This is a genomic window from Okeania sp. SIO3I5 (assembly GCF_010672085.1).
Taxonomy (GTDB): Bacteria; Cyanobacteriota; Cyanobacteriia; order Cyanobacteriales; family Microcoleaceae; genus Trichodesmium.
Window position 1 is genome coordinate 27,675 of record NZ_JAAHHT010000045.1, and the last position, 23,691, is coordinate 51,365.

Genomic DNA, 23,691 nt, shown 5'->3' on the forward strand with positions numbered 1-23,691 from the left:
GTCAAAATTTTTAAGTTACAAGTCGAGAGTAGAATAGAGGTAATACAAGAAAAAGATTGAAAAATGCTTCCTTAAGATTAAAAGTCAGATTTTTCTCATAGTCAAATCTTTCTATCTATACCAACCTCAATGGAAAATTACCAACATTTTCATTTTCTGAAGCTTCTGAAAAAAAATTCGGCGTGTCAAAAAATTTTCTGTTGTCTCCTGAGAATTTTTGTGATACTATAAATTTTAAATGGGGTCGTTCGCCCCTACGCATGACTTTTTATTCAACCAAATTTTCTGCCTAATAGACAATTAAATGTTCAGGAATTTTTCCTAGGAACAATATCAGATTTTCATTTTCTCAAACAGGATTGGGTCGCGCCAACCCGCTAGTATCGGCGAAATGTTTTTGGAGGCTTGCTCAAATCCCCGTTACATGGGTCAACTTCTGTACGTCGCCAATCTGACGGCTCTCCTATCTAACTTCTGACTTCTGATTTCTGACTTCGTTAAGGAACTTTTCCCATAAATGGTTGTTTTTCCCTCGTCAAATCTTTCCATCCATACCTTTCTCAGTGCAAAATTACAAAGGTTTTCATTTTCTGAAGCTTCTGAAAAAAATTGGGCGTGTCAAAGAATTTTCCGTTGTATCCTGAGAATTTTTGTGATACTATAAATTTTAAATGGGGTCGTTCGCCCCTACGCATGACTTTTTATTCAACCAAATTTTCTGCTTAATAGACAATTAAATGTTCAGGAATTTTTCCTAGGAGCTTCTCATAAATAAATGGTTGTTTTTCCCTAGTCAAATCTTTCCATCTCTACCTCCTAGCGTGGAAAATTACCAACATTTTCATTTTCTGAAGCTTCTGAAAAAAATGAAGGATTTTCCGTTGTCTCCTGAGAATTTTTGTGATACTATAAAGTTTAGATGGGGTCACTCGCCCCTACACATGACTTTTTATTCAACCAAATTTTCTGCCTAATAGACAATTAAATGTTCAGGAATTTTTCCTAGGAGCTTCTCATAAATAAATGGTTGTTTTTCCCTAGTCAAATCTTTCCATCTCTACCTCCTAGCGTGGAAAATTACCAACATTTTCATTTTCTGAAGCTTCTGAAAAAAATGAAGGATTTTCCGTTGTCTCCTGAGAATTTTTGTGATACTATAAAGTTTAGATGGTGTTACTCGCCCCTACGCATGACTATTTATTCAACCAAATAAATACTTAAGTTTCAAGGGCAATAGAACTCCGTAGACCTCTCCGAAAAAGAGGGAGTAGGGAGTAGGGAACCCACCCCTAACCCCTCCCAGGAGGGGAAGAATTGATGATTTATACACGATAATTGATTGGATTTTTGATTATCGGAGATGTCTATTCTAAAATAGAGTATTTAAAACAGTAATTTCTAAAATAAATATGGTTTTTAATTGGTTCCGTCGTCAGTTTAATGAAAAATCAGACCAAACTGCAAAAGAAAAACCTGAACCTAAGGAAGAAAAGGTAGAAGCAGTAGTTGAGTCACAAGAAAAATCAACACAGGATTCTACACAAAGTACAGAGGATTATTTAAGTTGGGCAAAAGCAGCTTATAAAAATATTCAGGAACAGAAAAAAGATCCAGTAGTATCTCAAACCTCTACAGATACTGTTGAAATAGAGGAAAAGCTAGAAACTCAAACACCTGAAACAACAGCAAAAGTTGAGCCAAATATTCCAGAGCAGCTCAAAACTGAAGAACAAGAAGATATTGTAGTAGAAAAAATGGAATCTACTATATCAGATACTCAGGCCGAACCAATTCCAATTGTAGAGGAAACTACCCCTAAAGAAATAAAATCTCCAGAATTAGAAATTCCGGTAGAGTCAGATTCAGTAACAGAGGAAACTACTCCAGTAACTCAAGCATCTGAAGAGTTACCTTTCTGGGCAAAAACTCAAGCAGAAAGACAAGCAAGACTAGAACGTCTTAAAGAAACTGCCATAGAAGAACCAGAACCAGAAACTCCCCAACAAACAACAGTAGATTCTGAAATAGAAGAAATAGACCCCATAATTCTTGATGAAGCATTTCTTTGGTCCGCAGAAGTTTTAGCGGCTCAAGGCCGTCGCCCAGATCAAGTTTCTGCTGAAGAAATTTCTTGGCTAAAGAAATTACGACAAGGCTTAGATAGAACTCGACGTAACCTGCTCAACCAATTGAGGGCAATTGTCGGCCAAGGACCTCTGAATCAAGATGCAGTAATGGAAATAGAGTCCATTTTACTACAAGCTGATGTGGGAGTAGAGGCAACCGATTATATCATAGAAACACTACAAAATAAATTGCGCGAAGAAGCTTTACCTCCAAAAGAGGCGATCGCTTATTTGAAAAAAATCTTACGGGATATTCTGGATGAGCCATTCAAAGATTCGGAAATAGCTAGTCCGGCATATAATTTAACTTTTGTCCCAGAGAAGGATACTTTAAATATTTGGCTCTTGAATGGTGTAAATGGAGCTGGTAAGACTACAACTGTTGGTAAAATTGCTCATTTAGCAACCAAGTCAGACTACAAATGTTTAATTGCAGCAGCAGATACATTTCGAGCTGCGGCAGTAGAACAATTGAAAATCTGGGGACAACGGAGTGACGTAGAGGTAATTGCTAATCCTGGTAAAAATACTGATCCAGCAGCTATAGTTTTTGATGCTATAGTAGCAGCTCAAACCAGAAATACGGACTTATTACTGGTAGATACAGCGGGAAGACTGCAAAACAAGAAAAATTTAATGGACGAACTGAGTAAAGTTCATCGCATAGTAGAGAAAAAAGCGCCAGATGCGGTGGTAGAATCCCTACTGGTGTTAGATGCTACACTTGGTCAAAATGGTTTACGGCAAGCAGAAGTATTTGCCGAAGCTGCTAAACTAAGTGGGGTAATATTGACAAAACTTGATGGAACTGCTAGAGGTGGTGTTGCACTTGCTGTTGTAAAGCAATTGGGTTTGCCTATTCGCTTTATTGGTGTGGGAGAAAGTATAGAAGACCTCCGTCCATTTTCTAGTTATGAGTTTGTTGAAGCTCTTCTAAGTGGTTAAAGATTTATTGTTTTTACCATTAGACTTCTCCAAAAATTAAAAATGAAATCAATTCAAGAGATGAAATCAACAATTTAATTCCCTATTCCCTATTCCCCATTCCCTATTGCCTGACTTATGCAAGAAGTATATTGAGAATGAGCAAGTGTGTTTAAACAATTGTGAAAAAAAACTATGTTTTTGTGGGTTTAAGTATTTAGGTTGGTTAGCATCAGAGTATTTTCAGATTCCTGGAGAAGTTAAGAATTTTTTGCTTGGTGAGCAGACTAAGCAATTAAGGTATTTGTAATCATTTTTGAAGCTGTAGGAAAGAGAGTTAATTAAGCCAAATATTGATATTAGTTTCAATAGCTATATCTTTATAGATTTGGATAAGTAAATTAGCTATGTTTTATAGATTTAAGCATTTTTGTGCTGGAATGCGTAGCTTATAGCTAGTCTCCTGCGAAAAAACTGCGTACTTCAACTCAAGTCAAAACTCTTGGTTGATTTGGGTTTCAAATTTATCAATGTCCTAACACTTTTTTGTATCTAGGTAAGTATTTAGCTATGAGTTATTAACTGATTATGACACTCTCTGAAGGAATTAGTCAGGTAAGAAAATTAAAAGTTATGAATAAAAAGATACTCTTTAGCTAACCGAAGTCAAGTTATTACCTTTAAAATTTGTTAGCTACGCATTCCGCAGGAAAAGCTGAATGCGAGCTAGCTGAATTATTACGTATCTAGGATGGAATGTCGATAAAATTTATTCTAGGAAGACTCCTGAAGATTCCATCTGGTGAAATCTCTATTAATTTGATTAGCTAAAATCATCTAGATAGTGTGATTCTAATTCTATAAATATTCAATTGGGATGATTTGATATTATCTGGTAATTTAATTCTAATTACTATTTTGGTTTGAACTTAAATTTTATAGGTAAATAGAGTTGAGGAAAATTACAATATTGGATAAAAATTTGCACGAGATGCCTAGAGGAAAATCCTAGACATGAGAGTAAGCTAAATCAAAATTAAATAGATTTTAACTTTGAAAAAAATCGAATCCAACTGGAAAAACACTCTTGCTAAAAAAGTCAGAAGATATTAAGTTAATTGCTGTAATTCTTAGAGGTCAAACAAACTTAAATATTCAAACTGTCATTATAGATTTATTTGGCGATCTTAGGTGTCAAATATTCTGAGTAACTGCATAGATTAAAATTAATCAATATACTTAAGACAAATATTCTTTAAAATACCAAATAAAAAAACTAAAGAATAATACTTAGTCATAAATTATGACCTTCAAACTATATTTAATCTTGTAGTAATTTACAAAAATGATTGCTATAGCAGCCATGCTAGATGAACTTATAAGCAAGCAAAATTGTAATTAAGACTAATTGAATAACTGAAAAATAGTTCCATTCAAAATTATCAACTAAGTAGCAATCAGAAAAACCAATAATTACAATGATTTCCAACAATGAAAGAACAAAAACTATCAAATATTAATAAACTTTAACCTATCAACAAAAAAATCTATGAAAGTAGTGCCTGTGTATCGAAACTCCCCTGAACCAACTGAGCATACCAGCAGTGCCAATTCCTCACAAATAACCTCAGTATATACTCTTAAAGAAATGGTTGCCCGTTTACATAGGGAACAACAAAATGTTAATGATTTATTAAGCTCTCTAGGTTTTGCCTTACGTAGCTTTAATAATCTAAATCAGTTCCTAGAATTAATCCCACTCATGGGGTGTCGAGTAACCGATGCAGATGGTGGGGCATTAGTATTATTTAAACCCAATGGACAAGTTAGATTCCAACAACTACACTGCCAAGAAGGTCGGGAATGTCAGGATATCCGACAAGCATTGGAAATAGCAACCAGTGAATTAATTGCAGAAACAACTTTGCCTGCCGAATTACAGGAAGTCCCTATTCAAACTGCTAGTCTAGACTATCAAGTTAGCAACTATCTAGGAAATGATGTTCAATTATTTGGGACATCAATTATAGTGAAAAACTCAGAACGAGGTCGTCTATATGTATTTAGTCATGACCCAGAATATGTTTGGACACCAGCAAGACAAAAATTAATTCGCCTAGTAGCAGACCAGACCGCAGTAGCGATCGCTAACGACGAGTTAGCTACTTCTTTACGAGAAAAGGAACGTTTGGACCGAGAGTTAGAAATAGGGGCAGAAATTCAACTGCGACTATTACCGCCAGAATGTCCAGAAATTCCTGGTATTGCTCTTGCAGCTCGTTGTCAAACGGCAAATCGAGTAGGAGGAGACTATTATGACTTTATTCCCTCTAACTATGACCAGGTAAATTCCAAGCATAAAAAACAGGAACCCTGTAAATGGAGTATTGTAATTGGAGATGTCATGGGTAAGGGGGTACCTGCTGGTTTAATTATGACAATGACTAGAGGAATGTTAAGAGCGGAGGTATTAAACCGCCACTCACCAGCACGAGTGCTACAACACTTGAACCAAGTTATGTACGCTGATCTGGAAAATTCCCATAGATTTGTAACTTTGTTTTATTCAGAGTATGATCCAGACACTGGAATTTTGTCCTATAGTAATGCTGCTCACCATCCTCCAATGCTATGGCAAGCTGCTAGTAATTCGATTGTGAATTTGGATACTGTTGGAATGTTAATCGGTTTGGAAGTAGATTCTGAATATAATGAAGCACAAATACAACTTTATCCAGGAGATACTATTATTTATTACACAGATGGGTTTACAGATGCAGCGAATAAACATGGCGATCGTTTTGACGATATTAAGTTAAGTCAAGGCTTTAAATTTGCGTGTCAAAATTATCAAGAACCACAAGAAATATTAGATTATTTATTTGATCGAGTTAAAGAATTTGTGGGAGAAGGAAATCATAATCCAGATGATATGACTTTAGTGGTAATGAGGGTAAAAGTTAATTAATAATTAATAATTAATAATTAATAATTATTAATTGGGGTTTTCTGAAAAAATTCGAGTTTGGGTAGTGCCGGAAGGGTGGGAAGATAGAATCTTGTCTGCCCAAAATACTAACTTTTTGCAGCTTGCACTTATCTGACAAGCACGTACTTTTTTCAACTCCAAAAAGGCTTTAGTTTTTATAGATTATTAGTGGTTTTATATTTCATTTCATCGGCAGAGCAATAATTCAATTTCCATAAAATACTTTATTAATGGATAATTGATAATTAGGGTTTGCTGAAAAAAGTAAAGTGTGGGGAGTGTAGGAAGGGTGGGGAGATCGAATCTTGTCTGCCCAAAATACTAACTTTTTGCAGATTGTGTTTAGCGGAAAACCAGCTACTTTTTTTAATCCAAAAAAGGCTTGAGTATTTATATATTATCAGTGCTTTGATATTTAATCAGCAGAGCAATAATTCAATTTCCATAAAATACTTTATTAATGGATAATGGATAATTGATAATGGATAATTGATAATTAGGGTTTGCTGAAAAAAGTAGAGTGTGGGGAGTGTAAGAAGGGTGAGGATATCGAATCTTGTCTGCCCAAAATACTAAACTTTTTGCAGCTTGCGCTTAACTGAAAACTAGGTACTTTTTTCAACCTAAAAAAAGTTTTAGTCTTTATATATTATCAGTGGTTTGATATTTAATCGGCAGAGCAATAATTCAATTTTCATAAAAACTTTTATTAGAGAAAATAATTCTAGATGCTAGAACATATAATTACTACAGAATTAGACTTAAATCTAATTAATAACTACAGTGATTTTTTAAATTTGTTAGAAGTGAAAGTATTGTATAGTTGGCAAATTTTTGCTCAACAACTTGATGTAGACTTATGGGCAGATGTACAAGAAGCTTGGAGCAACTTTATAGAATGTGGTCAGGTATGGGCACTATTAGTTGGTCTAATCATTGGTTGGATGGTTAAAAGTATGTTCCCATAATTACCAATGGATAATGGATAATTGATAATGGATAATTGATAATTGATAATTAATCTATTCGGTTTAAAGACTCTGTTTTTAAAGATAAAAAAAGAAATAAAATTGTCAGCATTCAGCTATTAATTTAGCCATCACCTTTTGAAGTAGTCAAGCAACAACTAAGGTGAGCTGAGAGAACTATTTTATTCATCAATTTTCATTTTTATTACATACTAATTCCTCCTTTCAAAATAATGAGTTAATAACTCATAGGTGATAGCTGAAGGCTGAATGCTTACATAAAATTTCCTGAACTTCAATCTGATGGTTTTAACGAGAGGTAATTATTCATTATTAATTAATTAGTCACCAACCATGAAAATTTTAATAAACAGAAAAAAATCTGCAAAATGACCAAAAATAAGGTCTCAAATTTCCCCTTGACTGTGCCACGAGATGTGACTTGACAAGGGTATGAAAAAAAGTATTCCAAGCCTCTAGCTTTAGCCAGAGTAACTGATAACTGATAACTGATAACTGATAACTGATAACTGATAACTGAAATGACGCAAGGTAAACAAACCTGGAGCCAAAGATTTGAAAAGGCGTTGCATCCTACTATAGCTAGATTTAATGCTAGTATTGGCTTTGATATTGAATTAATTGAACATGATATTAATGGTTCAGTAGCTCATACAAAAATGTTAGCTAAAACAGGCATTATTTCTCAAGACGAAGGGAAAAAATTATTGACTGGTTTAGAACAAATTCGTCAAGAATATAGAGAGGGAAAATTTCATATAGTTGAAGATGCTGAAGATGTTCACTTTGCTGTGGAAAAAAGACTTACAGAAATTACTGGAGATGTAGGGAAAAAATTACATACAGCTAGGTCAAGAAATGACCAAGTTGGAACTGATACTAGACTTTATCTCCGAGAACAAATCGAGCAAATTCAGATTTTATTGAGAAATTTTCAAAAGGTTCTGTTGGAATTAGCTGAGTCTAATATTGAAACTTTAATTCCTGGTTATACTCACTTACAAAGAGCGCAACCTTTGAGTTTAGCTCATTATCTTTTGGCATATTTTCATAAAGCGGAAAGAGACTGGGAAAGGTTGGGAGATGTTTATCGTCGGGTGAATATTTCTCCTCTTGGTTGTGGTGCTTTAGCTGGTACAACTTTTCCTATTGATAGACATTATACTGCTGAATTATTAGGATTTGAAAAACCTTATGCTAATAGTTTAGATGGGGTAAGTGACAGAGATTTTGCTATTGAATTTCTCTGTGCAGCTAGTATAATTATGGTGCATTTAAGTCGTTTGGCAGAAGAAATAATTTTATGGTCTTCTGAAGAGTTTAGGTTTGTTACTTTAACTGATGTTTGTGCCACAGGTTCGAGTATTATGCCACAAAAGAAAAATCCTGATGTCCCAGAATTAGTTAGGGGAAAAACAGGCAGAGTTTTTGGGCATTTACAGGGTATGTTAGTGGTAATGAAGGGTTTGCCACTAGCATATAATAAAGATTTACAAGAAGATAAAGAAGGTTTATTTGATACTATTAAAACTGTTAAAAGTTGTCTAGAAGCAATGACAATTTTATTGCAGGAAGGTCTGGAATTTAATAGTGATCGCCTCACAAAAGCAGTAGCAGAAGATTTTTCTAATGCTACAGACGTGGCAGATTATTTAGCAGCTCGTGGTGTACCTTTTCGAGAAGCTTATAATTTAGTAGGTAAGGTTGTAAAAACTTGTATTTCTGGTGGTAAATTACTCAAAGATTTAACCTTAGGAGAATGGAAAGAATTACATCCTGCATTTGAAGTAGATATTTATGAAGCGATCGCTCCTTACCAAGTAGTATATGCAAGGAATAGTTATGGTGGAACAGGTTTTGAACAAGTAAAAGCAGAAATTGCTATTGCCAAGCAGAAATTTACAGTTTAATCTAATGATTAAAACCTAGATTTGATTCTCTAATTTTCAAATCTAGATTTTGTAATTCAAAATTCCTAGCTAGGAATTTTGAATTAACATTAATGAAATATAGTTATTCTTCTACAGCACCAGCACTCTCTTCTGATTGATCGTTACCATTTTGATTATTATCAGATGCAAACTTAGATGAATATCGCTTCGAGAAAAAACCTGTATTCTTCTTTTTACGAAACCTGCGTGCGTAAGCTTGATTACGTTGTGCTTTTTCTTTTTTTGGATTGCGGCGTTTAGCCATTATAACCTCACTAATAGACGGGGAGCAGTTTTCCAAAAGCTTGAGTTTTGACGGAAGATTGGTAAACCTCAAATCGGCAGAATTTCTGTTTTATCGCACCTGCCTTCCAAAATTTACTCTCTTCAGGTCTTATGGCCGTTCTACAGTATCTTGCCCATAAGTAGGCAATATGACGTCCCCTATACAGCTCTCCTGGACACTGCTAAATTAGCAGTCCAAATATCTTATTACTATATCATTTACTTTCTTAGGAAGCAAGAGTTTTTTCCAAATCTCCAAGGTCATACCATTTATCAAAAACTTTTCTATACTTTCTTGAGTAGGGGAGTAAGGGAGTGGGTAGGAACCTCCGCATTTTTGTTATGCAACGTCCGTAGGGGAGAAGTAAACATAATAATAATTAACATTAACTGGCTAACAATTAGGGAAGATGTTATTTTCCCTACATTAATTATTTGATATTTGAGAAATGAAGTGTCACCTAAGTATAGCATCAATGCATGGGAATTGGTATTACACAGAATATGTACCTAATTTTAGCACTTTTTAGATTTGGAGTTTAGAGATTATTTATAAAATAAGTATTTATTAAGAGATTTGTGGAGCAACTAAATCTTCAAGATGGAATCAAATTAGAGATGGAAATTAGTCTACAAATGCAGAGGTATTAGTATCCATACTCATAAAGTAAAAGTTATATAGCAATCAGGAATGATTTATAAGATGTTTAAGAACAATTAAAATCAATCAAAATCCTTTTATATTCTGACTCCTGTATGGGTGATTTCCTAGGTCATGCTTCGCAAACGCGAATCGCCCCTACCACTAAAAGATTAGAACTGAAATATGATTGCTATAGTGAAAAATAAGCGAGAAAAAATTGTGTTTTCACCTATTCCCTAAAAAAGAAAAATAGGTGAAAAAAAATTGTGTCTTCACCTATTCCCTATTCCCTAAAAATGCAAAATAACCCTTATAGTTGGATAGAGTCATCCCTATCAACAATACATAAAGCAAATTGGTATCGTTCAGTTAAAACTGTCGAAAGTCTTCCCGGTGCAATAATTAAATTAGAAGGAAAACGACTAATAAATTTTGCAAGTAATGATTATTTAGGATTAGCAGGAGATGAACGTCTAATTGCAGCAGCTATCGAAGCAACAAAAGAATTTGGTACTGGTAGTACAGGTTCTCGTTTATTAACAGGTCATCGAGAAATACATCAAGAATTAGAACAAGAAATAGCTAAATTAAAACAAACGGAAGCAGCATTAGTATTTAGTTCAGGATATTTAGCAAATATTGGTGTAATTTCCTCAGTGATTAATCAACGTGACTTAATTTTATCAGATGAATATAATCATTCTAGTTTGAAAAATGGAGCTATTCTTAGTGGTGGAAAAATTGTCGAATATAGTCACAATAATATTGAATATTTAAAAAATAAATTAGAACAAGAACGAGAAAATTATCGTCGTAGTTTAATAATTACAGATAGTGTTTTTAGTATGGATGGTGACTTATGTAAATTGCCATTATTATTAGATTTAGCAGAAAAATATAATAGTATGCTCTTAGTAGATGAAGCTCATGCAACAGGAGTATTGGGAATTAATGGAGGAGGTTGTGTTGAACATTTTAACTGTACAGGAAAACAATTAATTCAAATTGGTACTTTGAGCAAAGCATTAGGAAGTTTAGGTGGTTATGTTGCTGGTTCAAAAAATTTAATTGAGTTTTTCAGAAATAGAACACCTACTTGGATATATACAACAGGTTTAACCCCTGCTGATACTGCTGCAGCTTTAACAGCTATAAAAATTATTAAAAAAGAGCCAGAACGTCGTTTAAAATTATGGCAAAATGTAGAGATTATCAGAAATTTATTAGAAACAGAAGATAGACTTTTTGATAGAGGGAAAAAAATCTCGAATTATGAATCACCAATTATTTGTTTCCCCCTTAAAAATTCAGCAGAAGCGTTAAAAGTAGGAGAAAAGTTAAAACAAGCAGGAATATTTGCTCCTGCCATTCGCCCACCTACTGTTAATACCAGTCGCATTCGTATTTCCTTAATGTCTACCCATGAAAAAAGTCATTTTCAGCAGTTAATAGCTGCATTAATTAATGGATAGTTGATAATTGATAATGGATAATTGATAACGGATAATTTAATATATCCCACTATTCTAAAAATGCTTATTTATATCATGTTCAGATAATCAGTTATAAATAAAATTTCAGCTCTGACACTAGGGAAAATATATTACACTTCTACTTTTATCCTGACTCCTTTCTCCAGCAATTATGACTCCTTGGTAATTATTTATAAGTATTTAACCGAACATGATATTACTTAAGTAAAATTTTTATAAAAAGCTAGATTTTTCGTTTTTATCTTTAAGAATATTTGGGCTTTTCAGCAAAAATATTATTAGTGGGATAGGTTCATAATTGATAACAGATAATTGATAATTAGGGTTGGCTAAAAAAGTCTTTTGGTAAGGTAGGAGTTACTTCAGTTATCAGTTATCAGTTATCAGTTATCAGTTATTAGTATAGACAACTGAAGCATCTTTTCATATATGTGAACCACCGAAACTATCGCTTTTCATCCACTATCTAAATTGAGGCTATCCATCTAATTCTTTTGTCAGGCAAAATTGGGAATTATACAGAAGATAATTAGAAGAATTGCCACTTGATTTTTATGCAATTATTTTTGCAAAAAATGCTAACTTTTTGCCGCCCTAGGAAGAGAAAACCTGGCATTTTTTCGACAGAAAAAATGCTTTCGTTAATTGATAATGAATAATGGATAATTACCTCTGCTTAAAACCGCACTTGATTGAATATCAGGAAATCTTATTTCTTTTCTCAAGGGAAGATTGGATATGGCTTTTTCGGCACGAAATAAAAAGCGGAGCAGCTCTCCATTCTTCGAGAAAACTCGCTATCTATCCACCACTTTTTCTCCTTAAGAGGAAAGGGTTTAAACCGAATTGATTAATTATCAATTATCAATTATCTATTGGTAATATCTATCTGTTTGTCTGATTGTAGTTTTTCCTCACACTTCCAACTTGTCCCCCTCTCCTCAAACTCCCTACCTGACAAGGGTATGTTTTTAACAAATAGGCAAGTAATCACTTTTATTCAGTATAAAATCTACAAAATAGTATGCTTTTTTATATAGTAAATGGCTCTAAACTTCTCCCGAAACTCCCCACACCTCCCACACTTCCCACACTTCCCACTTCTCCCACACCCAATGGCATAATTCTAAAAAATATACCCTTGTAAGAGACTCCCTACTCCCTTAAGTCAAAAAATCCATAATTTTTTCTATTACTATATCTGGCATTTGTTCAGGCAAATTATCCTCGCCAGAATTAATTAAATTAAGTTTAGCCATCGGCAATATATCAGCATAATATTTACTCATATTAAGAGCAAGATTTGTATCTTTATAACCTTGCAAAATCAACGTTATTACTTTTAAAGTAACCAAATTTTCTGCTAATAATTCAGCTTTTATTTCTGCCCATCTTCGCCGGAATAAAATTTTATTTCCTGTTGGATTAAGTAGCAATTTTTCTCTAATTTGTAGTAGTTTTTTTACCTTTCTATGAATACCTAGTAGTCTAGCAAAAGGATATATTAATCGCAAAATAAAATACAAAAAAGAAATTCTTGGAGTTAACCAAACACACCACTGCCAACGTACTTTTACATCATCAATATCAATTCCTTCAGGAGATAATAAAATCAAACCCAATAATTTATCTGGATATTTTAGAGCATAGCTAGCAGCTATCCAACCTCCTAAAGAGTGACCAACTAAATAAACCTTTTCTAATTTCAAGGCAGCTATATATTCAGCCAAAGATTCTACCATTTGACTAATTGAGTAATTAGTAGAAGAAAATTGAGACTCACTAAATCCTGGTAAATCTGGCGCAAAACAATGGTAATTTAAACTCAATTCTTTCATAATTGATAACCACTGACTACTGTCATACCAAGTTCCATGTAGAAAAACTATATTATTTGAACTACGGCCAATTTCACGCCAAAATAATAGCCCACCAGACAACTGAACACGAGAATTAAGCCATAAAAATTGCATAAATATTCAATTGGAAAATTTCATAAATATTTCACCTAATACCAAATATTATTCATGGCTAGCTACATATCCTTAACAAAAGTTTTAGGTGGTAGGTTTGAGATGTTAAGGATTGGGAAAAAATACTCAAGTATCAAAAAGTCTTAGAGAAATAGTAAGCATTCAGCTATTACTAATCAGCTCTCAGCTTTTTTATTTATGAATTAAGTAAGGATTTGTTGAAGAACACTTATATTAACTAAGTACCTCTTATTTATATTAGAAATTATCTGAAATCTTATATCAATAACAACTTCTTCGCATCAAGACAAGACGAGCTTCAATAATTAATAATTAATAATTAATAATTACCTATTCTTAAAAACGGATAGGATTGGTTAAAATAAAATTTTTTTCTTTTTTCTCCTTGAAAGGAGAAGCTTTTAACCTTTATTTTTCGGTAATTATAATTTAACTGAAAGCTAAAAACTGACGGTTGAATGCTTAGGAGAAATATTTAAGCCAATATTGTCAAACCACTCAAATAATCCTTTAATTGTCGATCGTAGTCATAACTAAGATCCTGTGGTAAAGATGTCAGTTCAAAAGCTTGAACATCACTAATCTCTAAGTCATCTTTAACATCCATATTTCCCCTAACATCAGCTTCTACCAAAATATTAATAGAATGTACTCTTGGGTCTCGATCCGGTGCAGAATATACCCCAACCAATCGACGAATTTTTACCAATTCTAACCCTGTTTCTTCAAATAACTCCCTTTTCACAGTAGTCGAAATATCCTCGCCCCATTCCACCATACCTCCTGGTAGAGCATATTGATTATTGTCACGACGACGAACTAAAACTATCCGGCCATCAGGTAAAATAGGTACTACACTGGCACCAGTTAGAGGATGGCGGAATATTAAGCCTAGTACAGTTTGTCCAAATTGCCATAATCTTCGCATAAACTGAGATATCAAAATAAAAATAGAAACTAATTTTAGTAATTATTTTGAGATTTATAGCCAACAACAAATTTATTTATCAACTTAAGTTAAATTCAAAATTAATTATCTTTCAAACAGAACTAAGTATAGTCTTGTTTGACTTTGCTTGACATTAAATCTCTTAATAGATGATATTTTTTTTCAGAGTATCATATCTAGTTCAATTTAGATTAGATCGAGTTTCTCTTTAAAATCAAAAAAATAGCCGAAGTTTTTTTGTAGATAAGTTATTGCAATAATTAATAATTAACAATTAATAATTAATAATTACCTCTTCTGTAATAAAAGGATTTTTTTTCTTCTCAAGGGGAGATTGGATCTGGTTAGATAACCCATCTATCCCTCGACCGCTTTTTTCTCCTTGAAACTCCTTGAAAAGAGAAGGTTTCAACCTTTATTATTCGGTAAAACATACTTTATAAGTACATATTTAAAACATAAAAACAAGTAAAAATCAGATTTTTATTGACAATTAATGTCTCAAAAATCATCATCAAAAGCTTAGTATAATATCAAAAATAAGAGCTAATTGCTTAACTTAATTGAACTAGAGAAGGCCGTTATTTCAGTTATCAGTTATCAGTTATCAGTTATCAGTACCTCTGACACTAACCATTGGGATTGAAATAAGGAAATTGATTTTCTCTAGGGGAGATTAGATATGGCTACGTAATCCATCCATCCCTTGACCACTTTTAGTAGAGGCAATAAAGCCGAATTGATTAATTATCAATTATCCATTATCCATTGGTAAGTAGTCAAACCTAAGTCTAACCAGCATAATATTTACTTTATAAATAAGCTCTAAGACATAAGACATATTATTATATTCTGATAAGTCATTCGTAGTTAATCAATTTGTATATTGCCATTAAAGGAAAATATAAATAAATGCTCAACGGTCTCATCTTAGTGCCACTAATTGGTGCGGGTATTATTAGTTTTTGGCCAAGCACTCTCTCGCCGAAATTAGCCCGTCAACTAGCTTTAATAGTAGCTCTTATCAGTTTCTTGTGGTCCTTGGTACTAATGACCCAATTTAATCCACAAGATCCAAATCAACAATTCGTTGTTCTAGTTCCCTGGATAGACTCCCTAGGTTTAAGCTACTCTTTAGGAATAGACGGTTTATCTCTACCATTAGTAGTATTAAACGGTCTGTTAACCAGTATTGCCATCTATGCTACAGACGAATCAATCAAAAGACCTCGTTTTTATTACTCCTTAATATTATTGTTGGCACTCAGTGTATTTGGAGCCTTTCTAGCTCAAGATTTACTGCTGTTTTTCCTATTCTACGAACTAGAACTAATTCCCTTGTATCTATTAATAGGAATTTGGGGAGGGCCAAAACGCGGTTACGCATCCACCAAATTTCTCATCTATACAGCAATTTCTGGAATTTTAGTCCTAGCTGGATTTCTGGGAGTAGTGTGGTTAAGTGGTTCCTCCAATTTTGCTTACGATCAAGCAGTTGCCCATACCCTACCTTTAGCAACTCAACTATTATTATTAGGAGCAATAGTCATTGGGTTTGGAATTAAAATTCCCCTAGTTCCCTTCCATACATGGTTGCCAGATGCTCACGTTGAAGCCTCCACTCCAATTTCTGTACTCTTAGCAGGAGTGTTATTAAAACTAGGAACTTATGGTTTGCTCAGATTTGGATTAAATATGTTTCCTGAAGCTTGGGTGTATATTTCTCCCTGGTTAGCAATATGGGCAGTAGTCAGCGTGCTTTATGCTTCATTTAATGCGATCGCGCAAAAAGACATGAAAAAAATGGTAGCTTACAGTTCAGTTGGCCACATGGGTTACATTTTGTTGGCTAGTGCAGCAGCAACTCCCCTGAGTATTTTGGGAACAGTGTTTCAAATGATTAGCCATGGTTTAATTTCTGCTTTACTGTTTTTATTAGTGGGAGTAGTTTACAAAAAAGCAGGTACACGGGATATAGATGTATTGCGGGGTTTGTTGAACCCAGAACAAGGTTTACCAATGATTGGTAGTCTAATGATTTTGGGAGTAATGGCAAGTGCTGGTATTCCGGGAATGGCTGGATTTATTTCCGAATTTTTAGTATTTAGAGGCAGTTTTAATGTTTTTACAGTTCCGACTCTATTGTGTATGATTGGAACAGGATTAACATCAGCCTATTTCTTGCTTTTAATTAACCGAGTATTTTTTGGCAGGTTATCTGAAATAGTGATGAATCTCGATCCATTGCAATGGTCAGATAGAATACCAGCAATTATTTTAGCAGTTTTGATTGTTGTTTTAGGAATACAGCCTAATTGGGTAGTGCGTTGGAGTGAAACTGAAGCAAATACTATTCAGTCATCAGTTATCAGTTATCAGTTATCAGTATCTCTACCTGAAGCTAAAGGCTTAAAATATTAGACCTCTCCGGAAAAGAGGGAGTAGGGAGTAGGGAGTAGGCGGAAAGAATTGATTATTTCTGTACGATAATTGATTTGATTTTTGATTATCGGAGAGAGCTATTGAATCGAATATTTTGGCATTGCATAATTGCGGGATGATTTTATTGATTGAGGATCGACTATAATCCCCGTGTCTCGGTGTCTCCGTCTCCCCGTGTCAGCCTCAATCATCCTAGTATTCAGCAACGCCAATATTTTTATCCCCTTGAGAAGTATGGAGAGCAAAAATAACCTCTAAGAAAAATTTTATGAAGCAGTTCTCTAGTAAGAATTCTTTCTCTTTTTTTACTTATAGCGCTTTTCAGATTGATGACCTCACGTCAGAACCAAAACCCCGTAGGGACTAAGCATGGTTAGTCCCTACTCTGGTCTACTCAAATGAAAACTGCTGTAATACCAAGACTTTGTTGCATGAAAGTAGCCATAGAATTCCATTCGGCAGCTATATCGCTCTTTTTCGCGATTATTGATGTTCTATTTTACAGCGCTTTTCAGATTGATAAACAACATTTTTACAACCAAAACCCTGTAGGGGCGATTCGCATTTGCGCAGCATTCCGCAGGAAATCGCCCCTACTGTGCCGAAATGAAAACTGCTTTAAAAAAAGAATTTTACGAATAGTTTGGTAAACAAAAATGGTTAAAATCAGATGTAGATTTGGCAGAATCGAATTCTTTCAGGGTCAAAAATGATCATAAAAGCTCTTTTTACTGTACGGGCGATTTCCTAGGTCATGCTCCGTAAACCAGAATCGCCCCTACTGTACGGGTGATTCGCTTGCTCACCCCTACGACTACTAGAAACAGTTCCAGTATTTGTAGAAAACATTTATCAAACTGGTATAATATCAACCACAACAAAAAATTTTAATTTAGGAAAATTAAGTTTATGACAAACACCATTTTAAAATGTCCTACTCATCCACTTTCAGCTTATATTAACCGCTTAAAATCTGGTCAAGCTCTGCTTAAAGATAACCCAGAAAATGTCTTAGAAGTTGTTGGAATTTTAAAAAGTTACGGCATTGTATTAGATGCTTATTCCAAAAATCTTATCTACATTGCCGAACATCAATTTTTAGAAATGTTTCCCTTTTTCAAATACTTCAACGGTACAATTTCACTAGGTAAATTACTCAAATTTTGGTGGCATGACAGAATTAATTATGAATATGCAGAATATTGCATGAGAGGAATGTTGTGGCACGGAGGTGGAGGTCTCGATAAATATTTAGATTCAGCCCAATTTCAACAGCTAACAAAAACAGCAATAGATGCCAAAATTACAGGAAATTTGATGTTAATGCCACTCAATCAATTATTTCCAGAATTTTTACCAGACATGGTACGTCAACAAGCTTATTACAGTGGTTTAGGTCAATTTTGGCGAGTAATGAGTGATATATTTATGACCCTATCTGATAAATATGACCAAGGCAAAATGACATCTATTCCTCAAGTAGTAAATCATATTTTATCAGGGTTAGTAGCAGCAGCAAATTTACCAATTACCTTTGCTGTAAATATCAAAGGTAAACATTATGAAATAATTCCTGAATCAGTAGGTTTAACATTTTTAATGGATACAGCAGTTCCCTATGTAGAAGCAATTTTCTTTAGAGGAACACCATTTTTAGGAACAGTTTCATATAACGCTCAAGCTCAACAAATTGACCCCGATCAAAGTCAATTTACTTATGGTGCTTTATACGCCGATCCTTTACCTATTGGTGGTGCCGGAATTCCACCAACATTATTAATGCAAGATATGCGACATTTTTTACCAGATTATCTTCTAGAAGTCTATGAAAAAACTAACCGAGGTACAGATAATTTACGAGTGCAAATTTGTCAGACTTTTCAGAAGTCAATGTTTTGTGTAACAACAGCAGCAGTTTTGGGTTTGGCACCTCATCCTTTAGATACAGAAAATCCAGAGGAAGAAGCAGAAAATCAAGTTTATTTAGAAGGTTGGATGGATAGATTTTTAACATCAAGATTACAAGTTGTTAATAATTAGACTTCTTGCAGAAGTCAGGGAATAGGGAATAGGGAATAGGGAATAGGGAATGAAATTGTTGATTTCATTTTTTATTTTTGGAGATGTCTATTAGCATTATCTTTGATATGGCAATTCCCAAAAAATGTGAGGTACGCGCATTCGTAATTTTTAGTCGGAGGTAGGGATGTTGTATGCAGCAGGAGTACGAAATAGGGAGTAGAAAATAATAAAAACAACTGTACCTCATGCTTCTTGAGAAAGACTATACCAGGCATGATAAATGTTTTCTATAAATACTTATGGTGTCGCTAGGAGTCATTAGGATCAAGTGAGAAGGAATAGTCTTTAATCATTTACAGTTTTAAGCATTTCCGTGGTATAATTCTCTACAAGTAGCTATCAACTAGGCTCCTGACGTAGGAACTGCGGAGTTCAGCTCAAGTCAAAACTATTGGTTAATTTGTATTTCAATTTTATTAATCTCCTAACACTTTTTTGTAGTGCTATGTTTCGGTAAATTTATCTTTGTTAGTCAAAGAGATATCTATGAAAAAGTTATAAATATTGAAATTTTTTTTTACTATTTGTTTTTTTCAAAAAAGGCATTGGTGAAATAAGGTATAAAATTCTGATCGGAGTTAAGATTCATAGTAAGGAAAAAAGCTGTTTTAACTACTTAGACATTTTCAAAAATCAAAAATAAAATCAATTCTTATCCATAAATTATCAATTATTCTTCCCTGTTCCCAGTTAAGTGTTCCCAGTTAAGTGTTCCCTGTTCCCTCTTTTCTGGAGATGTCTACTGACTACTGACTACTGACTACTGACTACTGACTAAAGACATGATGAAGATGAGAAAAGTAAAATCTAGATTAGCTACCTTCTGCCGTCCGATTATTAATCTTATGTCTGAGTTATTAGGATTACCAAGTATTGACTATTTAGAAGCTCAACTACAACAAAAAACTCAGGAACTAGAGCAAATATCTGCACAACAGAGGGCAATATACCGAGTCATCAGTAAGATTAGAGCATCTCTTGACATAGAAACAATATTTCGCACAACTACAAAAGAAACTTGTAGACTCTTAGGTGTAGAACGAGTCTTAGTATATCGTTTTTCTGAAGACTGGGGCGGTCAGTTTGTTGGAGATTTTGAATTTACTGAAACTGGTTGGGATGATTTTCGCAAACTAAGTAAAAACACTATCTGGAATGACTCCTATCTTCAGGAACATCAAGGTGGTAGATATCGCTATAACGAAACATTTGTAGTAGAAAATATTTATAGAGCAGGGTTGTCTCAATGCCATGTTGAAATATTGGAACAATTTGATATCCGAGCTTTTGCAACTGCTCCCATTTTTGTCAAACAAAAATTGTGGGGCATTCTAGCTGCCTATCAACATTCCCAACCCCATAATTGGCAAACTTCCGAAGTTAAATTTTTGACTCAAGTTGCAGCTCAACTAGGTATTGCCCTACAGCAAGCAGAACAACTAGCGGAAGTAGAGCAAAAAGCTAAAGATTTGCAAGAAACTGGGCAGCAACAAAAGATTTTATTCAACTTAATTTCTGAAATTCGTGAATCTCTCGACTTTGATACGTTATTTAAAACTACTGCCAAAGAAGTTAGAAAAGCTTTGGAGTGCGATCGCGTCGGGTTATTCCGCTTTGATCCAGATAGTAAGTACTGCTTTGGTGAGTTTGTTGCTGAAAGCGTTTTACCAGTTTATAGCTCTGTGCGTTTGAAAAAAGTCAGGGATAATTGTTTTGGCGAACAGTATGCCATCTATTATCAACAGGGAAGTACGCAAGTGCTAACCGATATTTACAATGCTGATTTAAAAGATTGTCATATTCAAATGTTAGAGCAATTTGAAATTAAAGCACAAATAATCGTACCTTTAATGCTTGGTTCAACATTGTGGGGATTATTATGTATTCATCAGTGCGAAAATCCTCGTGAATGGACTGACAAGGAAATTCGATTTGTTAAACAACTAGCAGCTCAGTTTAGTGTCGCTTTGGAACATTCCAATTTATTAGCTCAAACTCGTTCTCAAGCAGAGGAATTATCCCAAACTCTTGATGCACTTCAAGAGGCAAATCTTAAATTAGAAAATTTGGCTCGAATTGATGGTTTAACTCAAATTCCTAACCGCCGTTACTTTGATGAATTTTTAGAGCAGGAATGGAGACGACTGGTAAGAGAAAAGCAATTTTTATCTCTAATTATGTTTGATGTCGATCATTTCAAATTATACAATGATTTTTATGGTCATCAAGCTGGAGACCAATGCTTGTTTAAAATAGCTCAGACTGCTCAAAAGATTGTGAAACGCCCCGCAGATTTGCTAGCTCGCTATGGAGGCGAAGAGTTTGCGGTGATTTTGCCCAATACGGACAAAGAAGGAACTTCTATGGTAGCAGCAGAGATTCAATCAGCAGTTAAGGATTTAGGTATTCCTCATACAGAAGTTGAAAAACAAATAATTACTATAAGTTTGGGTGTTGCGACTATGATGCCATCAATCGATCAAACACTCCAGGAATTGATACTTGAAGCAGATAAAGCTTTATATAGGGCTAAACAACAGGGGCGAGATTGCAGTATACACTTTAGCATTATTGAACAGGAAGGAAGCATTTAGTATTAGTCTATCCAGCATGAAAACTGCTATAAGCTTATGTACTTCATACTTCTACCACTATTGTCCAATAAATAAATCTATGTTTTCTTTCTTGAAAAAAAGGCTAAAACTTATACCAGTAAAGGCTTTGAATCATTTATCTATTGGCCAATAAATGAATAAAGCATCAATGTATAGAAATAGGGTGATATAGCTGCTTTGTTGCTAGACAAGCATATAGCTACCGCACAAGATCCTTGATCCTTGTACTTGATACTTCTACCACTATTGTCCAATAAATAAATCAAACATCAAAGATTGATAAAAAAAGGCTGAAACTTATACCAGTAAAGGCTTTGATTAATTTATCTATTGGCCAATAAATGAATAAAGCATCAATAACCGAGATATGGTGATATAGCTGCCACTAGGTTCACTTTTCATGTCGGCTCTGGCAACCGAAAAGCGGACCAGATTTTCTATGGCTATTACAACAAAGCCCAATATATCTGGAATAACTAATAATCATTAAGTAAAGTAAGTTATATAATAGTATGTGCTACTTTTAACCTCATCAAAACGCTTAAATATTTTTAAAGCGCTCCAGTAGGTATGGCATCACTCTATGACAATAGAATCATTGACAACAGTGAAGGCAGTAGCCTGCAAAGCTCTCAACATTATGTTGCGAGCGCCATTAATATCCCGTGCAATTACATGACCGCATTGAGGACATTTATAAATCTTAGAACCACCCAACTTCTTATGAACGTGACCGCAGTTTGTACAAGTTTTAGAAGTATAAGCTTCATTACAACGAACTACTAAAACACATGAGCGAGCTGCCTTATGTTCAAGATCACAAGCAAACTTTCCATGACTCCAGGAGAGCATATTTCTGACAGATTTGCGGTTAATTTTTCTGGTTGACTTCAGAACCATTTGAGAGGTTTCATAAGTAGGCAGAAAAATTAATTTATAGCTATTGACTAAGAAAGAAGCTACCTTGTTATGCAAATCCTTTACCAGATATTGAATGCGAGTTCTCATTCTAGTTGCTGCCTTGCGCATTTGAGCGCGTTGCCGTTTGTTTTTTGATAGTGCGACACGACTTAATAAATTATCAAGGTGCGAGCATAAACGGTTAATTCGCCCGATGTCTCCCTTGCCAATTTCTAAAACGTTTTCACCATCATAGCCAGTTAAAAATGCTCTATTTCCCGGGTCTAATGCAATAACTTTATCGGAACCAGTAGTCCTTGGCTCAATGTATTGAGGAAAGCAAGCAAACCATTGTCCTCGTTGATAAACCAGCTCAGTTCCATAATCACAATTACGAGGTACTTGATATCCAATCGCAGTACAAAAAAGCATACCTTTTACTTTTTTAGGAAACCAAGTTCCATTCCGATAAGCATCGTTTTTAAATTGAATTACTTGGGATTTATTTCGACAAGAACGATAACGCAATTGACAGTTTAGACCCTGATTAGCAGCCAAGGCTTGTTTGTATGCCTGTTCTGCTTCACAAACAGCCTCTTGTCTGGTTTTTCCTAAACATCTAGTCCATTCATTTTCAGGTTGAGATTGTCTGCTTTGAATTACTTGGTCTAAGGATTTCCCTTTTGGCAAAGTTCTTTGATGATTAAAAAACTCAACGCATTGATTGTAAACCCAACGATAAGCAGCTAACCATTCCTTCCAGATTTTATGTAGTTCAATGCTAGGCCAGACAGGAACTTTGACAACACTATTTGGCCTCAGTTTTTGACTCTTTTTGTATGGGTTTTTCCCGTACTTTTTCGGCGATTTCTTTTTTGTATCTTCGCAACCCATAAAGCCGCGAACTGAAACAGTGGATGATGGACAACATATCCTGAACGAGTTCTTGTTCTGGAGATTGTTTCGTGTCATTGAGAACCAAGAGTTCGCACTCGTTACGTTCGCATAGCCATTTAACCAATTCCCATCCAAATCTAACGAGTCTGTCTGGGTGGGCAACGACAAGGCGTTTGATATCACCTGTGCAAATTCTGTCCAAAATGGAGAGGAATCGTTTCCGCTTAAAATTAAGTCCGCTGCCAATTTCTGATACGATTTCCGCTTCTGGGAATCTTGAGAGCAATAGTTCAATCTGTCCCTCAATATCGTCTCGTTGGGAATGGCTCGACACCCTTGCATAACAAACAGTGGTAATTGCCCTGGGCCAACCTGCTGCTTGTTCGATTTCTTCGATTGAGTACCGCCTGTGCCCTGACGGGGTTTTGATTA

13 protein-coding genes are annotated in these 23,691 nt (G+C 34.6%); 8 read left to right on the top strand and 5 right to left on the bottom strand.

The features are described from left to right. Window positions 1-1,409: 1,409 nt before the first annotated feature. The 4 genes from ftsY (at window position 1,410) to argH (ending at window position 8,938) form a co-directional block, all read left to right on the top strand. On the top strand, window positions 1,410-3,071 hold the full coding sequence (ftsY, locus tag F6K40_RS13275) for a signal recognition particle-docking protein FtsY (RefSeq protein ID WP_293136529.1): 1,662 nt from the start codon (window positions 1,410-1,412) through the stop codon (window positions 3,069-3,071). Between the two features lie 1,528 nt (window positions 3,072-4,599). After that, a complete protein-coding gene (locus tag F6K40_RS13280; protein ID WP_293136531.1) occupies window positions 4,600-6,018 on the top strand; it encodes a PP2C family protein-serine/threonine phosphatase in 1,419 nt (472 codons plus the stop codon). Between the two features lie 749 nt (window positions 6,019-6,767). Continuing rightward, on the top strand, window positions 6,768-7,007 hold the full coding sequence (locus tag F6K40_RS13285) for a hypothetical protein (protein WP_293136533.1): 240 nt from the start codon (window positions 6,768-6,770) through the stop codon (window positions 7,005-7,007). Between the two features lie 542 nt (window positions 7,008-7,549). Then, the gene (gene argH / locus F6K40_RS13290; RefSeq protein ID WP_293136535.1) at window positions 7,550-8,938 is read left to right on the top strand and encodes an argininosuccinate lyase; all 1,389 of its coding nucleotides are present in this window, start codon (window positions 7,550-7,552) and stop codon (window positions 8,936-8,938) included. A 103-nt stretch (window positions 8,939-9,041) separates the two neighbouring features. Here argH and F6K40_RS13295 read toward each other — a convergent pair whose 3' ends face one another. Beyond that, the gene (locus F6K40_RS13295; protein ID WP_293136537.1) at window positions 9,042-9,224 is read right to left on the bottom strand and encodes a hypothetical protein; all 183 of its coding nucleotides are present in this window, start codon (window positions 9,222-9,224) and stop codon (window positions 9,042-9,044) included. Between the two features lie 959 nt (window positions 9,225-10,183). Here F6K40_RS13295 and bioF point away from each other — a divergent pair. Continuing rightward, a complete protein-coding gene (gene bioF / locus F6K40_RS13300; protein WP_293136557.1) occupies window positions 10,184-11,359 on the top strand; it encodes an 8-amino-7-oxononanoate synthase in 1,176 nt (391 codons plus the stop codon). Between the two features lie 1,184 nt (window positions 11,360-12,543). On the opposite strand, the gene F6K40_RS13305 is transcribed toward bioF, so the two are convergent. Further along, entirely contained in the window at window positions 12,544-13,353 is an 810-nt protein-coding gene (locus F6K40_RS13305) for an alpha/beta hydrolase (protein ID WP_293136539.1), read from the bottom strand. A gap of 496 nt (window positions 13,354-13,849) precedes the next feature. Continuing rightward, window positions 13,850-14,302 (bottom strand): NUDIX domain-containing protein, encoded by a 453-nt coding sequence (locus tag F6K40_RS13310; RefSeq protein WP_293136541.1) that lies wholly within the window; start codon window positions 14,300-14,302, stop codon window positions 13,850-13,852. Between the two features lie 933 nt (window positions 14,303-15,235). Here F6K40_RS13310 and F6K40_RS13315 point away from each other — a divergent pair. From F6K40_RS13315 to F6K40_RS13325, 3 genes are all read left to right on the top strand, one after another. Then, entirely contained in the window at window positions 15,236-16,744 is a 1,509-nt protein-coding gene (locus F6K40_RS13315; RefSeq protein WP_293136543.1) for an NADH-quinone oxidoreductase subunit M, read from the top strand. Between the two features lie 930 nt (window positions 16,745-17,674). After that, a complete protein-coding gene (locus tag F6K40_RS13320; RefSeq protein ID WP_293136545.1) occupies window positions 17,675-18,805 on the top strand; it encodes a CO2 hydration protein in 1,131 nt (376 codons plus the stop codon). Window positions 18,806-19,638: 833 nt separating this feature from the next. Continuing rightward, on the top strand, window positions 19,639-21,441 hold the full coding sequence (locus F6K40_RS13325; protein ID WP_293136547.1) for a diguanylate cyclase domain-containing protein: 1,803 nt from the start codon (window positions 19,639-19,641) through the stop codon (window positions 21,439-21,441). 597 nt (window positions 21,442-22,038) lie between these two features. On the opposite strand, the gene F6K40_RS13330 is transcribed toward F6K40_RS13325, so the two are convergent. Together F6K40_RS13330 and F6K40_RS13335 are read right to left on the bottom strand one after the other, a co-directional pair. Further along, window positions 22,039-23,256: an RNA-guided endonuclease InsQ/TnpB family protein gene (locus tag F6K40_RS13330; protein WP_293136549.1), complete on the bottom strand. Its 1,218-nt coding sequence runs from the start codon at window positions 23,254-23,256 to the stop codon at window positions 22,039-22,041. Then, the coding region (locus F6K40_RS13335) for an IS607 family transposase (protein WP_293136551.1) at window positions 23,171-23,691 on the bottom strand (521 nt) is incomplete at its 5' end. The genes F6K40_RS13330 and F6K40_RS13335, both read right to left, overlap by 86 nt.